The sequence below is a fragment of the Pseudofrankia saprophytica genome (assembly GCF_000235425.2).
GTDB lineage: Bacteria > Actinomycetota > Actinomycetes > Frankiales > Frankiaceae > Pseudofrankia > Pseudofrankia saprophytica.
This window is the reverse complement of sequence record NZ_KI912267.1, coordinates 1,116,558-1,131,255: the sequence shown is the minus strand read 5'-3', so window position 1 is coordinate 1,131,255 and position 14,698 is coordinate 1,116,558. Positions and strand designations below refer to the sequence as shown.

Genomic DNA, 14,698 nt, shown 5'->3' with positions numbered 1-14,698 from the left:
CATATCCCGTTCCAGACATCCCGCCCCCCTCACCACGGGCGGCGGGTGTCGGGCGGAGCGGCGACGCAGACCCGCCAGCGGCCAGGGAGCGGAGGGCGCTCAGCGCCTGACCGCGTTCCGCGGCGCGCTCGTGATCTCCGCGTTCCGCGGCGCGCTCGTGATCTCCGCGTTCCGCGGCGCGCTCGTGATCTCTGCGTTCCGCGGCGCGCTCGTGATCTCCGCGTTCCGCGGCGCGCTCGTGATCTCCGCGTTCCGCGGCGCGCTCGTGATCTCCGCGTTCCGCGGCGCGCTCGTGATCTCCGCGTTCCGCGGCGCGCTCGTGATCTCCGCGTTCCGCGGCGCGCTCGTGATCTCCGCGTTCCGCGGCGCGCTCGTGATCTCCGCGTTCCGCGGCGCGCTCGTGATCTCCGCGTTCCGCGGCGCGCTCGTGATCTCCGCGTTCCCACGCTATGCCACGCCACCCAGACGCGGCGGGGTTGGGCCGGCCGGGCGGGGTAGGGCGGGGCGGGTCTACACCACGAAAGCGAACCCTTCCGGTGGGCTGTGTGGTGGGTGGTCTGTGGTGGTTGTCCTGGACGGAACTTGGTACCGCGACCGCCGACCCCATCCCGTCGACATGATCGCCGATTGCGCCCTCGGGTGGTCGTGGATCGATAGCGCTCACAACCATCAGAGGGCCGAAGCCACGATCATGCCTCCGACGGAATATGGCCGACCTCGCCAGGCGCGGCACGGCAACGACCAGCGAGGGCTCGGCTGATTTACCCGGCCGGTGTCGGCCTGGGCCGGGCCCCACGGCGACGCAACACCCCGACGACCGCGGCGCGGGAGTACCCCGATGATCTGGTGGGATTTTCGGAGTCCGGACTCCGAAAATCCCACCAGATCATGAACCAGACCACGATCGGGTGGGATTTTCCGGACCTCACTGACCGACATCCACCTGCCAATCAACCGTCAGTGGGCCGTCCCACCAGGCACCTCGAAGCCCGCCACCTCGAAGATCGCCGACCTGGGATGATCCCGACGCTTAGGTGCGGTACACCCGGACGAATCAACCCTCCCGGAGGCGGGGTGATTACCAACGAGGTATCGGAATCGGCGTCCGATGGGGTCGAGCGGAGGATGGACGCCGGCTTGGGCTGACGTCGGTGGTGGCTGGCCGCGTGTCCTGCACCCCGACGCTTTGTGCCTCTTGGGGAACCGTCATGGCGGTTCGCCCGTCCAAGGCGGGGAGATCGGGGAGACGGGTGGGAGGTGGGCCGATGGCGAGCTCCCGAGGCCGGCGTATGGCGGCATTCGTCGCGGGGTTGCCCTTCGGGTTGGTCCTGATGATGGGATGCTCCGGAGACGCAACGGCCATGCCGACGAATGGGCCTGGTACACCGGTTGCCACGGTGCTGTCAGGGACATCGTCGCCTGCGACGGTGCCGTCTACCGGCGTTCCGCCTAGCGGATCCGGGCGTCCCGAGGAGACGGCCTCGCCGGGGCCTGCTGGCGTGCCGGGCCAGTCGCGTCGGCCCGCTCCGCCGCCGTCGACGGCGACGGCGACGGCGGGCGACGAATTCATGCTGGCGCCGGGTGGGTCCTGGCGCGCACCCGACGGCGGCCTGACGGTCGTCTTCGTCGGCGTGACGCAGGACAGCAGGTGCCCGGCCTCGGAACGTCTGCAGTGCTTCTGGGCAGGCGACGCGACCGTTGCGCTGTCAGCCACTGTTCCGGGCCAGGCGGCGACGGCGATCGAGCTCCACACTCACGAGCTCCACACTCATCCGAACCTCGCTACGAGCGGGACGGTTGCCAACCATCCGATCTCGCTCATCCGGCTCGAACCCGAAAACAGTCTGGATGGGCCAGATCCGGGCGACTACCGGGCGTACATCCGTGTGGGCTAGCGCTGAGCAAGCGCCGGCGCTGAGCAAGCGGCGAAGAAGCAACCAGCAAGCAGCGAGGAAGCACCGAGCCAGCACTGAGCCAGCTCGGCCGTTCGAAGCGGTCAGCCTCCGTGTTCGTGGGCCTGGATCTGTTCGTGGGGCCTGGAGCTGGGATTACGCCCGAACCAGGCACCCGCAGGCAATGGGCGGGGGATGGTGGGGAGGACTGTCGTAGCGTCTCCGCCGCTTGGAGGAACCGATGAGCCAGCCAACCACGATGAGCCAGCTGACCACGACGAACCAGCCGACCACGGAGAGCCCGCAGAGTTCGCCCGCGCCGAGGCGGGCGTCCTTCCGAGCGCTGACCGAAGGCACCGCGCAGGACTGGCAAATCATCAACGAGGCCAACGAGGTGCTCGAGCGCGGGCTGCCCGATCGGGTGCTCGCCCACCTGCGGCTGTTGGGCGGTGAAGACGGCGGCTTCGCGGTGGACCGGCTCACCCACAGCCTGCAGACGGCGACCCGGGCGGAGCGGGCGGGCCGCGCCGACGACTACGTGCTCTGCGCGCTCCTGCACGACCTCGGCGACACCCTCGCCCCGTACAACCACGCCGACATCGGCGCCGCCATCGTGAAGCCGTTCGTATCACCCGAGCTGCACTGGATGGTCGAGCGCCACGCCGAGTTCCAGGGCTACTACTACTTCCAGTACTTCGGGATCGACCGGAACATCCGGGACAGGCACCGCGACAACCCGAGCTTCGACCTCACGGCCGAGTTCTGCGCCGAGTACGACCAGACCTCGTTCGACCCGGACTACCCGACCAACCCCATCGAGCACTACGAGCCGCTCATCCACGATCTGATGGCGGCCCCGCGCCGAACCGGCTCCGCCGCCGGAGGCTGAGCTGAGCCGCATCCGAGGCCAGGAGCCGCGGTTGGCTGGTTCGCCAGGCAGGAGGTCCGATCGCGAGCGGTCCGGTCGCGGGAGGCCGGTCGACCGATGCTGGATGAACATGCGAAGGCGTGTATAGAATTGCGGTGCAGGTGCGGGTCAGGTCATAGCGTCCGAGACGGGTGCATGGGGTGCTGACCAGGCAGGCTGTGGTCCGTCGCTTGGCCCTGGGGAGGGTCTCGGAGCGGCGTGATGCCGGGAACCGCCGTGGTGACGCGGCGGGGCGCGGAAGACTTGGGCATCCGGAACCGCCGACGGCGGCCGGGCCCGATGCTGGCTGGTCAAGGGTCCAACTGGGCCCATCGGACGGGAGCGGGACGGCATGGAGATCAAGGACCTCAAGGGCGAGAGCGTCGCCTTCTTCGCGTCGGGCGGGCTCGACAGTTGTACGGTCACCCACTGGCTGACCTCGCACGACGTCAAGGTCATCTGCTTCACCGCGGACCTCGGCCAGCCGGACGAGCGCGAGGGCCTCGACGTCGTCGCCGAGCGGATGAAGGCCTGCGGCGCGGTCGAGTCCGTCATCGTCCCGCTCCGCACAGAGATGGGTGAGGCCGGCATCCAGGCCGTTCAGGGCCTCACCCGGTATGAGGGCCGGTACTGGAACACGACCCCGCTGGGCCGGTACGTGACGATTCGCGGGATGCTTCCGCACATCCTCGAGCGCGGCATCAAGATCCTCAGTCACGGCGCGACTGGACGAGGCAACGACCAGGCGCGGTTCCAGCTCGTCCCGAACATGCTGGCGCCCAGCGTCTCCGTCTACGCGCCCTGGCGCGACCAGGCCTTCCTCGACGCCTTCGGTGGCCGCGAGGAGATGATCGACTACTGCGAGAAGCACGGTCTGCCGATCCAGGCCACCCGTAAGTCGCCCTACTCGACCGACGCCAACCTGCTGGGCCTCACCCACGAGGCCGGCGTGCTCGAGTCGCTGGGTACCGGCGCCAACTTCGTCAGCCCGATCATGGGTGTCCGCCCCGTCGACGCCCCTGACCAGCCGGAGCTGGTCACGGTCGTGTTCGAGAAGGGACGCCCGGTTTCGATCGCCGGTCAGCCGGTCTCCGACCCGGCGGAGGTCCTCGAGCTCGCCAACCAGATCGGCGGCCGGAACAGCGTCGGCATCAACCTGCACCTCGTCGAGAACCGCTTCGTCGGCGTGAAGTCCCGCGGCGTCTACGAGGCTCCCGGCATGGAGCTGTTGGGCAGCGCCTACGAGTACCTGCTGCAGACGATCCTGGACCGCCGCGCCAGGAAGATCTTCGAGTTCGCGTCGGACTTCCTCGGCGAGCAGCTGTACCAGGCCTACGGAGAGGACCTTGGCTCGCAGCTCGCGCGCAAGGTCGTCTCCGAGGTCGCCCAACTCGCCACCGGCTCGATCACGCTCGAGCTCTACAAGGGCACCGTCAACTTCGCCGCCGCGGCGGACATCCCGCACTCGCTCTACAGCGAGGAGGACGCCTCGATGAGCCGGGTCGGCGCCTTCGACCACAAGGACTCCGAGGGCTTCCTGCAGGTGCTCGGCGTCGGTGCGCGAACCGCGTCCCGCGCCGGCCAGATCCAGGGTCTCCTCGAAACCGAGTAGCGCGAACCCCCACGCCCAGCCCGCCCCGAGCCGGGATCCGCGTTCCGGGTCGGCAACCGAGCCGACCCGGGGCGGACATCCCCTAGCAAAGGGTGCTCTAATACCCGTCTCGGGTGCTGGGCGGTTGATGGGATGGTGAGCGGTGCGCGGCTACCTGGCGGAGCCGGTCGAGATCGAGGCGGCGCTGCTCGGCGCCGACGACGTCGCCGACGCGGTGGTGGTGACCGACCGGTCGACCGAGCCACCCCGGCTGGTCGCCTACGTGGTGCCAGCGCCGGGCCGCGAGCCGTCGCCTGCCGCCGTCCGCCGGTCGCTGCTCGCCGCCGGCCTGCCCCACTCCGCGATTCCGGCGGCCGTCGTGGTCGTGCCCGCGCTGCCGCGCACCGTCGTCGGCGAGGTCGACCGGGCCGCGCTCCCGTCGGCGCCGCCGCCCCTGGCCGGTGACGAGCCGCGTGACGACTGGGAAGAGGCCGTCGCCGGGGTGTGGGCGCGGGCGCTGGGCCTGCAGACCGTCGGCGTCCACGATGACTTCCGCGCGCTGGGCGGGGACGCGCTGCTCGCCGAGGAGGTCGCGACGCGGATTCGGACCGAGCTTCAGGTGCCGCTGCCGTCCTCGGTCGTCGCGCGGGCCGGCACGGTCGCCGAGCTCGCCCGGCAGGTATCGAAGGCCAACATCGACATCGACACGTTGCGCCACCACGACGTGCTGCCGCTGCGCACCGACGGCACGGGCACGCCGCTGTTCTGCTTCGCGGGCGCGGGCGGCCACGCCGTCGTCATGGCGGGGATCGCGACCCATTTCGCCGGCGAGCGGCCGGTCTATGCGATCCAGGCACACGGGTTGTCGCACCGGGCCGTCCCGGACTGGTCGGTCGCGGCGATCGCGCGTCGGCACGCGCGCACGATCCGGCTTCTTCGGCCCCACGGGCCCTACCTGCTGCTCGGGCACTCGTTCGGCGGTGTGATCGCGCTCGAGGTGGCCCACCTCCTCACCGCGATCGGTGAGGAGGTGGCCCTGCTCACGATCGTCGACAGCTTCCCGCCCACCAAGATGAAGCTCACGCTGTCCGGGTCGTTCGTCGAGTCGCACGGCGAGACCCCGCCTCCGCCGCCCCCACGGTCCGCATCCGCGCCCGTCGCGGAGGTCGGGCCCGACGCGGCGCCTGACGCCGGCGGCCCGGGCTCGAAGCTGCGCGTCATGTTCGACCGGGCCGCCCAGTTGGCCCGCCTGCCGCTGACCGGCGTCGTCCAGTGGCCCGACACCCGGCACACCGACAACTTCTTCAACCAGTCCCGGTTCCTGATGATGGCCTACAAGCCGCGGCCCTACCTGGGACGCACGCTGCTCTGGGACGCCCGCGACACCGAGACGGGGCTCCGGCCGGTCGAGGGCCCATGGGCCGAGATCCTCACCGGCGACGCCGTAGCCCGCACCGTCGTCGGCGACCACAACAGCGTGCTGCGCGAACCACTCTTCGGCCGGCTGGTCGAGGACATGCGTGCCATGCTCGCCAGCGGGCCGGACCCGGACCGGGCGCCGTCGCCAGGCTCGCCGGCCGGCCACTGACCGGCGGTAGACGCCGTTCGGACATACGCCGGGGCCACGGGCGTTCAGGAGCACACCGGTCCCGCCGCACCCGAGCGGAGGACTACCGTAGAGGGCGGTGCATCGTCAGCCCGCCCCGAGGCACACCTGCCCGGTGCGGGCATGCGGCGATGACGAGTCATGTCAGCTGACCCGCCCGCCAGGTGATTCTTCCTGTCGGTGAGGGTGGCCGGTCGCTGGGGCCACGCGGGTCCCGGCGCCGGAGTTTCGTCCGGCGCGGCGCGAGCCGCTCCCGGACCGTCGATCGACTCCCCGGGGTCCGTCCCCTGGGAACACACAGGTCCCGCCGATCCGCGGCGGGCAGCCGTCGGCCACGGTGGCCGGCGGGAGGGAACCGCGCGGGCGGCCGCGTCGGAACCCGTGTCGCACCGCGCCACGCACGGCTGGCGGCGCCAGGTGGGTGAGGTGCCGCCAGGCTGCCGGGCCTGGCCCACCTGGCCGGACGTTCGTGACTAGAAGTCAACAGTGGAACCCACGATGGCGTGGGCCGATCGGAAGCGATGACGATGTCGAGCTCTGCAGTCCCTCCGTCTCCCACAGGTGGGGAGCCAGCACGTCCATCGGCCTCCCGAGGCCCCGCGTCCGGCCCGCGCCGCGCTGGTCACGCCGGCGGTGCGCGCGGCGGTGTGGGTGGCGGCCGGCCCCACGGGGCCGGTGGCGCCGCCGGCGGCCGGCGGACGGCCGGTGGCGGCCAGGCGCGAGGGGCCGCGGGCGCGGGTGCGCAGCGACCCCATCGGCCCTCGTCTGCCGGTGGGGCGAACCGCGCTGGGGGATACCGGCGCGACGACGCGCCCGGGCGCAACGAGTCCACTGGATGGTCGCGAGGACGGCCCGCCGAGGCTGGCGGACGCGGTGACGACGATCGGCGCCGGGACGGCTACCGCGGCGACCGGCCCACTGGCGGGGTGCCCCGTACCGCTGGCGGCCCGCCCCACACCGCCGGTAGCTCCGCGTCCCGTTGGGGCGGTGGTGAGCGTCCGCGCGGCGGTGACGGCGGCTCCCGGCCGGACCGGGCACCGGGCGCGCGTGACGGCTCGTACCGCCGCGACGGCGACGATCGAGGCGGCCGTCGGTCATACCCAAGCAGCAGCAGTGGCGGCGACCGGACCGACTCCCGCGGTGGCGGCGGCTTCCGTGGGGGCGACAACGCCCGCGGCGGAAACGGTTTCCGCGGCGGCGACAACGCGCGTGGCACAGACGGGTTCCGCGGAGGCAGCCGGCCGGCTGGTGCTGGCACGCCCGGTGAGCGGGGTGGTTCCGGCTGGCGTGCGCGGACCGGCGACGCGGGACCGTCCGCCCGTGGTGGGCAGACCGACCGCCGGGGTGGGCACGACGCGGCCGGTGGCCGGCCGTTCAGCGGCCGTCCGGCCGGCGCCGGCTCCGGTTGGAGCGGAGCGGCCCGTAGCGGCGGTGACGGTGGCGCCGAGCGTTCCACCGACCGGCCGTCGGGGCGCTGGTCCGCCGGCGCGAACGGGGCGGGGGACCGCCCGCGCCGCTTCGGGCAGGCGGCCGGGCAGGCCGATCGAGGTCACCGTCCTGGCCCGACGCGTGACGATCGCGGTGGTGACCGTCCGGCCGGGCCGGGCCGTCCGTGGCGGGAACGCGACGATCGGGGTGGCGAGCGGGGTGCCGCGCGGGACCACCGTCCCGCTGGCCGTACCGGAGACGGACAGAACCGCTTCAGTCGCGACGGGTCCGCAGACCGCGGCGGTTCCGGACGCCCCGGCGACACCGGCCGTCCTGGCGGTTCCGGCGGCTGGGAGCGGGGAGGCGGACAGCGTTCCGACCGCCCCGCCTGGAGCGGGCGCCCGGACCGGACCGCGAGCACCGGCCGGCCGGACCGCGGGGGAACAGGGACGGACGGCTCCGGGCGACCGGACGGCGGCGGCTACCGCGCAGGCGCGTCCGGTGGCTACCAGGGCAACCGCGAGGCTAGGCCGAGCGGCTACCAGGGCAACCGTACGACTGGGTCCAGCGGCTACCAGGGGAACCGCGAGGCCAGGCCGAGCGGCTACCAGGGCGATCGTGCGGGCGGGTCCGGTGGCTATCAGGGCAACCGCACAGGTGGGCCTGGTGGTTACCAGGGCAATCGTGCGGGCGGGTCCGGTGGTTACCAGGGCAATCGCGCGGGCGGGTCTGGCGGCGACCGCCCGGCGGGCGGTCACGGAGCGGGTGGCGCCGGCGGCGCCCGCGACCGGGCGGCCGACTCCCGGGACAGCCGGACACCACATCGTTCGCGGCGGCCCGAGCAGGGCGCTGGAGACGGCCAGCGCCACGACGGGCCGGGCGGGCGTCCGGACAGGACGACGGACGGGCCGAACCGCGGTTACCGGACCGACAGTGGTCCCCGGACTGACCATGCTCCCCGGACTGACCATGCTCCCCGGACCGACCACGCTCCTCGGACCGACCACGCTCCTCGGACCGACCATGGCCCCCGGACCAACCATGGCCCCCGGGACGACCGCGGTTCCCGGCCCGACCGGGGCTATCGAGACGACCGCCGCACCGGAACCGGCGGTGGTGGGCATCGCGACAGTCGAGGGCCTGGCTCCGACCGCGATCGCGGCGAGCGCCGCCCGGCCGGTCCGCCGTCCTGGGCACTGCCGGCCGAGTCAGGCACTCCCGCCGAATCCGCGGGGCCCCGCGAGGCCGGCCGCCAGGGTGGCGGCCAGGCTGGCGTTGGCCCGTCGCGGTGGGAGGCGCGGCCCGCGGCCACCGCGGGGCCTGGCGCTCCGGCGGCCGGCCCGGCCGAGAACGCGGCGCCCGTAGCCCGCGCGGCCACGACCGGTGACCGAGGACCACGCGGCGCCGCCGTGACGCGGTCGGGTGGCCCCGGGCGCGGGACGCGCGGGAACCAGAGCGAGGCGGGCCGGCCGGTCCGCCGCGCCGGGCGGGTCGCGGATCGCCGGACTGGTCCGGGGGAGCGCCGGCAGGGACCGGCGCCGACCACTCGCGCGCGCGCCGAGCTGCCACCGCTGCCGGACGAGGCGCAGCCCGAGCTGCTCGACCTCGAGGTCCGCAAGGAGCTGCGCGGCCTGCCGACCGGTCTCGCCGAGGTGGTGGCGCGCCACCTGGTCGCCGCAGCGATGTTCCTCGACGACGACCCGGCGCTCGCCCTCGCGCACGGTCGCGCGGCCGCGAGCCTCGCGGCCCGGCTGCCCGCCACCCGGGAGGCTGCCGGCATCGCGGCCTACCACGCGGGGGAGTACGCGACGGCGCTGGTCGAGCTGCGCACGGCCCGCCGGATGGACGGTTCGCCGCGCTACCTACCCATGATCGCGGATTCGGAGCGCGGCCTCGGCCGCCCGGAGCGGGCCGTCGCCTTCCTCAGCGACCCGTCGATCGAGGCGCTCGACCCGGCTGGGCACGCCGAGCTGCTGATCGTCGGCTCCGGAGCACGCCGCGACCTCGGGCAGCCGGAGGCCGCCGTCGTCCTGCTCCAGGACGAGGCGACCCGGCCTGGCGAGCCGCGGCCGTGGACGGCCCGGCTGCGTTACGCCTATGCCGAGGCGCTGCTCGACGCGGGCCGGCCGGGGGACGCGCTGCGGGCGTTCGAGGCGGCGGCGGCGATCGACGAGGAGGACGAGACCGACGCGGGCGAACGCGCCTACGAGCTCATGACCCAGCTCGCGGCCGACGACGCCGGGGGCAACACCTCCGCGCGGGAGCCGGCCGTCGTCGGAACGCCGACGCCCGAGGCACGGATCTCCTCGGCCGCCGAGCCCGACCTGGGTGACACCTCGGGTGACGTGACATCCGGCGACGAGACCCCCGCGGCGGCCGGTGACGGCGCGGCGGCTACCGATGAGGCGCCCGCGGTGGCCGTTGACGACGCCACGGTGAGCGACGAGGCCCCGGTCAGCGATGAGGCGAACGTGGCGATCGGTGACAGCGCCGCGGGCGGTGATGAGGTTCCCGTGACGGGCGGCTCGGGCCCGATCGACCCCGGGGCGACCGGGGGCGCGAAGGTCGTCGTGCCGGTGCTGTTCGACGATGGGAGCTCGTCGCTGGCGCTTCTCGGTACCGGCCGCGAGCCGGCCGCCGGTGAGCCCGAGCCGGCCCCTCGCCAGGCCGCCCGTCCTGGTGGTCTGCCCGACCTGAGCGTGCTGTTCAGCGACCTGGGCCTGCGTGAGATCCCGGCCGCCGAGCGCCTGCCGCTGGCTCAGACCGACCCGGCCCTGGCAGCGACCGAGGACCTCGCCGCCGCCGACGAGCCGGCGGACGCGGATGACGAGGCGGTCGAGCCGGGCGACGACTAGTCGCCGCCCGACGCGCGGACGGTGGCCAGGCCAGTCGGCCTGGCCACCGCCGTGGCGTGGCTCAGGACTCGTCGAGCAGGCGGATGAGCAGGCCGGTGCGGGGCTTGGGCGTGAACAGGGTCGACTTGCGCGGCATGCGCTCGCCAGCCCCGGCGACCGCCGTCACCCCGGCGACCGGCGTGGGGTTGAGCAGCAGCGCCGTGCCGTCACCGTCCGCCGCCGCGGCGATCGCGGCCGGGGCGTCGTGGAAGTAGTCGACGACGCCGACCTTGTCCTCCTGGCCCCAGACATCGCTGATCAACGTCAGGTGCGCGACCGTCACGTCCAGCCCGCGGAAGGCCGCCGAGCGGTCCGCCGGCAGGCTGCGGGCGAGCACCTCGGCGCCCGGCTCGGTCAGCAGGTAGGCGTCGCGGCCGTCCGTGATGACGAACGCGTGCCCGGCCTGGCCGGCCTTGGCCAGCTCGTCGAGCAGCCGCGCGACGTCGGCGGTGCCCGGGGTGCCCGCTGTCGCCAGCTGGCGTACGGTGAACGCCCCTTCGGCCCGGCGGGCGGCCTCGGTGACGGGGAGGCCGCGCACGGCCCGGTGAATCGGGTGCACCTGCGGGCCGGAGACCGTGGCGTCGACGAGGAAGGTCAGGCCGAAGTCCCACGGGCCGGGGCCGTCGCCGGCGGCGTGCCGCTCGGCCTGGTAGTGCCGGTAGGTCGCGTAGCGGTGGTGACCGTCGGCGATCACCGCGCGGCGCGGCAGCAGGTCGGCGGCGATCGTGGCGAGCGTCGCCGGGTCGGTCAGCGCCCAGATCCGGTGCGCCACGCCGTCATCGGTGACCGCTGCCAGCAACGGCTCGGTGGCGACGGTCTCGGCGACGATCCGGCTGGTCTCGCCGCCGCCCTCGTAGAGCAGGAAGATCGGCTCGAGGTTCGCCCGGGTCGCCTGCTGCAGCGCCAGCCGGTCGGAGACCGGGCCGGCCATCGTGTTCTCGTGCGGCAGGATGATCCCGGCGTCCGGGTCGGCGAGCGCGACGCCGCCGACCAGCCCGCGCTGGCGGTGGCCGTCCTGCTCCTCCTCGTAGACGTAGAGCCCCGGCGCCTCGTCGCGCGCCAGGACGCCGGAGCCCAGCCAGTCGGCGAGGGCCTCGGCCGCGCGGGCGTAGCGGCTGCCCGGCTCGTCGGCAGAACGGTCCCTGGGCAGGATCAGCCGGACCGCGTTGTGCGGGTCGGCGGCCTCCAGCGCCGCGACTCCAGCGTCGTCGATCACGTCGTACGGCGGGGACGTCAGCGCCGCGAGGTTCTCGGCGGCCCCGGCGGCGGCGGTGTACCTGGCCGCGCGGAACGGCGCTAGCACCAGACCGGCGGGGGTGGGCACGGTGGTAGCGGCGGCAGCGGTGGCGTCGTCGACCATGGCCGCATCGTAGGGGCCGCGCGCGGTGGCGCGATCGTGGACCGTCGTCGTCGCGGATGTGAAGCGACCCAGCTCACACGGCCGAGACGGGTTTTGGCGCCCTTGCGTGCCTCCTGGCTCCGCGGGTCGCGAGCAGGGCACGGGTGGTCTGGACGGACCGGGGCACAGGTGACGAGAACGGTTCCGGGACACGGAAGCAGCGAAGGGACGTACGCGGCGCGTCTGAGCGGAGACACTGGACCGGGTGAGCTGACGGACGGGTGGACGCGGGCGGGTGTGGCCGTCGGCCGTCGGCGGCGCCCGTGAGACGGATGACGGTCTGCCGGTCTGGCGTTGCAGGCCTTGGGAGGTGCTGATGTCCGAGCAGTTCGACGACGGCGCGCGACCGCCGGGCCCGGCGGGTTCACCCGCTGGAAGCGTGTACGACTGGTACACCCGTGGTGTCGCGCTGCACGGCCACGGCGACGCGAACGCGGCGGTCCAGCTGCTGGCGCACGCCTGCGCCGCCGAGCCGGCGTCACGCAGCGCGCGTGAGGCGCTCGCGCGCGCGCAGTTCGACGCCGGGCAGTACGAGGCGGCCCTGGAGACGTTCGCCTGGATCGTCGACCAGGACCCCACCGACGACTATGCCCAGTTCGGCCTGGGGATGGCCGCTCGCCGCACCGGCGACCTGCCCACCGCGATCGAGCACCTGGCGCTGGCCGCGGCGATGCGTCCGGACATTCAGCACTATGGCCGGGAGCTGCGCGGTGCCCGCGCCCACCTGAACCGGGCCCGCTCCGCGTGACCGGTGCGGATGGTCGCTTGGCGGGCGGACCCATCGGCCGTGACGTCGCCCGGTGGCAGACGGCGTGCGTTCCGGCGCGATGAGCGTGGCCGATGAGCGGACGCTCGCCCGTGACGGGGAAGTCGACCCGGGCTACGGGCCACCCCTGGACGGCTCGGCGGCGCCGGCGGAGCGGTTCGACGTCGCGCTGCTCGACCTCGATGGGGTGGTCAACCGGGGAGACGGAGCCGTGCCGCACGCCGCCGAGGCGATCGCGGCCGCCGGGCGAAGCGGGATGCGCTCCGCCTACGTGACGAACAACGCGCTGCGCACCCCGGAGGCGGTCGCGGCCCGGCTCGCCGGGTTCGGCGTGCCGGCCCGCCCGGACGAGGTCATCACCTCGGCGCAGTCGGCGGCGCATGTGCTCGCCCAGCGGTTGCCGGCGGGCGCGGCGGTGCTGATCGTCGGCGGGGAGGGGCTGCGCGCCGCGGTCGCGGCCGAGGGGCTCACCCCCGTGACGTCGGCCGACGACAAGCCACTGGCCGTCGTCCAGGGCTTCGACCCCGACCTGACCTACCAGCGGCTCGCCGAGGCGGCGCTCGCGGTGCGCGCCGGGGCGCTGTGGGTCGCGAGCAACGCCGACCTGACCGTGCCGACGGAGCGTGGCCTGGCGCCGGGGAACGGGGCACTGGTCGCGATGGTCCGGGCGGCGACCGGCGCGGAGCCGCTGGTGACCGGAAAGCCGGAGCCCGCGATGCACGCCGAGTCGATGCGCCGCTCGGGCGCCCGCCGGCCGGTCATCGTCGGCGACCGGCTCGACACCGACATCGAGTCCGGCGCCCGCACCGGCACGCCGACGCTGCTGGTTCTCACCGGTGTGGCGACCGCGTCCGAGCTGCTCGCGGCCGCTCCCAGACACCGCCCGACCCTGCTGGCCGACGACCTGCGCGGCCTGCTGCGCCCGCACCCGCCGGCCCGCCTCACGCCGGCCGGGCGCGCCCGCTGCGGCGCCTGGGAGTGCCATGTGGACGACGCCGGCACGCTCCAGTGGCATGAGCGGGCCGCTGACCCGTCCGGCGGCCTGGATGGCGGCGAAGGCGGCGACGCCGGCGTCCCGGACGATGGTCTGGACGCCCTGCGGGCCGCCTGCCTCGCCTCCTGGGCGGCGTTCGACGCCGGTCAGCCACCGCGCCGCGTCGCGCGCGACCGCCCCCGTGCCTGCGGGGACCTCACGATCCCGGCCTGACGAGCGCGGCGCCGCCCTGGTCCGTCGACCCGGCCGGGCGGGCCGGCGGCGATCGTCAGGAAAGGGATCAGAGCAGGGATCGGACGCGCAGGAGGTCGCGGACGCTGGCCTCGACCCGCAGCCGGCCGCTGGTCCAGGCCGAGGTCACCGAGAGCCGGCCCTCGGTGATGGCGATCAGGTCGTCGCTGCTCAGCGTGAAGGTGATCTGCGAGGCGTGCGCACCCTCGGCGATGCCGCGCAGGCAGCCGCCCCGCAGCTCGGCGACGTAGGACGTGCCGAGGTCGGGCAGCCGGCACATGAGCGTCCGGTTGGGCGCCCGCGGCGGACGGCCGCCGCGGGCGGTGAGCTGGTCGAGACGGGCGGCAAGCCCGTGCAGCGCGGTCTCGCACTGCTTCCGGTCCGCCACGATGACCGTCCTCTCGAGCCCGCTGGACATCCCGGTGGCGGCGCCCGGCCGGCCAGGCGCGCCTTCCCCCGTCCTACCTGCTCACGGCCGTCCTCGCCCGGCAGGAGGGCGCGGCGGCCACCTCTTCGGCGCGCCGTGTCCCGGAGGCCGGGGGATCTGGGGTGTTTCGGGTGACGCACCAGGCGCGTTCGGGGCATCGCGAGTTCCACGCGGCCGTAGGCGACACTAGCTTTGGTGACGGCCGGACGCGGCCCGGCGGGCCGGACCTCGTGTGGACGTCCCAGACCATGGTGGCGCGACCGGACATCGACCGCGGGAGGCTGGACAGGTGACCACCGAGCCGGGAACACCCGGTCCAGGCCCGGCGCGGCCAGCCGAGGCCGGGGCCGAGCAAGCCGGTGACGAGAGCGTGCGCGCGGCCTCCGCCAGGCTGGCGGCGCTGCCCGGGCTGCCGGTCGCCGAGCACGTCGCCGTGTTCGAGGAGGTCAACCGGCTGCTGGCCGACACCCTCGCGGAACTGGACGCGACGGCTGGCGCCGATCAGGGGGGCGCGGCTCCCGCGCGTCCCGCCGGCCCCGCGCGCCCAGGCGAGCCGGCGCGTC

General features: G+C 74.2%; 10 protein-coding genes and 1 other annotated feature (1 of these 11 running past the window's edge). Of the genes, 8 read left to right on the top strand and 2 right to left on the bottom strand.

The annotated features are described in order from the left end of the window. Positions 1-107: a sequence feature (16S ribosomal RNA rRNA prediction is too short), on the top strand; it begins 723 nt to the left of the window's first position. Positions 108-130: 23 nt separating this feature from the next. The 5 genes from FRCN3DRAFT_RS0239265 (at position 131) to FRCN3DRAFT_RS50355 (ending at position 10,279) form a co-directional block, all read left to right on the top strand. Next, positions 131-760 (top strand): hypothetical protein, encoded by a 630-nt coding sequence (locus tag FRCN3DRAFT_RS0239265; protein ID WP_027141343.1) that lies wholly within the window; start codon positions 131-133, stop codon positions 758-760. A 1,373-nt stretch (positions 761-2,133) separates the two neighbouring features. Next, on the top strand, positions 2,134-2,781 hold the full coding sequence (locus FRCN3DRAFT_RS0239255; protein WP_007519568.1) for an HD domain-containing protein: 648 nt from the start codon (positions 2,134-2,136) through the stop codon (positions 2,779-2,781). 370 nt (positions 2,782-3,151) lie between these two features. Beyond that, positions 3,152-4,411: an argininosuccinate synthase gene (gene argG, locus FRCN3DRAFT_RS0239250; RefSeq protein ID WP_007519567.1), complete on the top strand. Its 1,260-nt coding sequence runs from the start codon at positions 3,152-3,154 to the stop codon at positions 4,409-4,411. Between the two features lie 142 nt (positions 4,412-4,553). Further along, the gene (locus FRCN3DRAFT_RS48510; protein WP_007519566.1) at positions 4,554-5,978 is read left to right on the top strand and encodes an alpha/beta fold hydrolase; all 1,425 of its coding nucleotides are present in this window, start codon (positions 4,554-4,556) and stop codon (positions 5,976-5,978) included. A gap of 2,855 nt (positions 5,979-8,833) precedes the next feature. After that, positions 8,834-10,279 (top strand): hypothetical protein, encoded by a 1,446-nt coding sequence (locus FRCN3DRAFT_RS50355; RefSeq protein WP_007519562.1) that lies wholly within the window; start codon positions 8,834-8,836, stop codon positions 10,277-10,279. Between the two features lie 61 nt (positions 10,280-10,340). On the opposite strand, the gene FRCN3DRAFT_RS0239230 is transcribed toward FRCN3DRAFT_RS50355, so the two are convergent. After that, complete coding sequence (locus tag FRCN3DRAFT_RS0239230; RefSeq protein WP_007519560.1) at positions 10,341-11,678, bottom strand: DUF1015 family protein; 1,338 nt, start codon at positions 11,676-11,678, stop codon at positions 10,341-10,343. Between the two features lie 355 nt (positions 11,679-12,033). Here FRCN3DRAFT_RS0239230 and FRCN3DRAFT_RS0239225 point away from each other — a divergent pair, with 355 nt between their 5' ends. Together FRCN3DRAFT_RS0239225 and FRCN3DRAFT_RS0239220 are read left to right on the top strand one after the other, a co-directional pair. Next, positions 12,034-12,465 carry a tetratricopeptide repeat protein gene (locus tag FRCN3DRAFT_RS0239225; protein ID WP_007519558.1) on the top strand — a complete coding sequence of 144 codons (432 nt, stop codon included), beginning with the start codon at positions 12,034-12,036 and terminating at the stop codon, positions 12,463-12,465. A gap of 79 nt (positions 12,466-12,544) precedes the next feature. Further along, positions 12,545-13,690, top strand: coding sequence for an HAD-IIA family hydrolase (locus FRCN3DRAFT_RS0239220; protein WP_083401922.1), 1,146 nt, complete (start codon positions 12,545-12,547; stop codon positions 13,688-13,690). 67 nt (positions 13,691-13,757) lie between these two features. On the opposite strand, the gene FRCN3DRAFT_RS0239215 is transcribed toward FRCN3DRAFT_RS0239220, so the two are convergent. After that, a complete protein-coding gene (locus FRCN3DRAFT_RS0239215) occupies positions 13,758-14,096 on the bottom strand; it encodes an SCP2 sterol-binding domain-containing protein (protein ID WP_027141340.1) in 339 nt (112 codons plus the stop codon). 328 nt (positions 14,097-14,424) lie between these two features. Between FRCN3DRAFT_RS0239215 and FRCN3DRAFT_RS55655 the strand changes: the two genes are divergently transcribed. Continuing rightward, positions 14,425-14,698: hypothetical protein (locus FRCN3DRAFT_RS55655; protein ID WP_007519554.1), on the top strand; the 274-nt coding region annotated here is incomplete at its 3' end.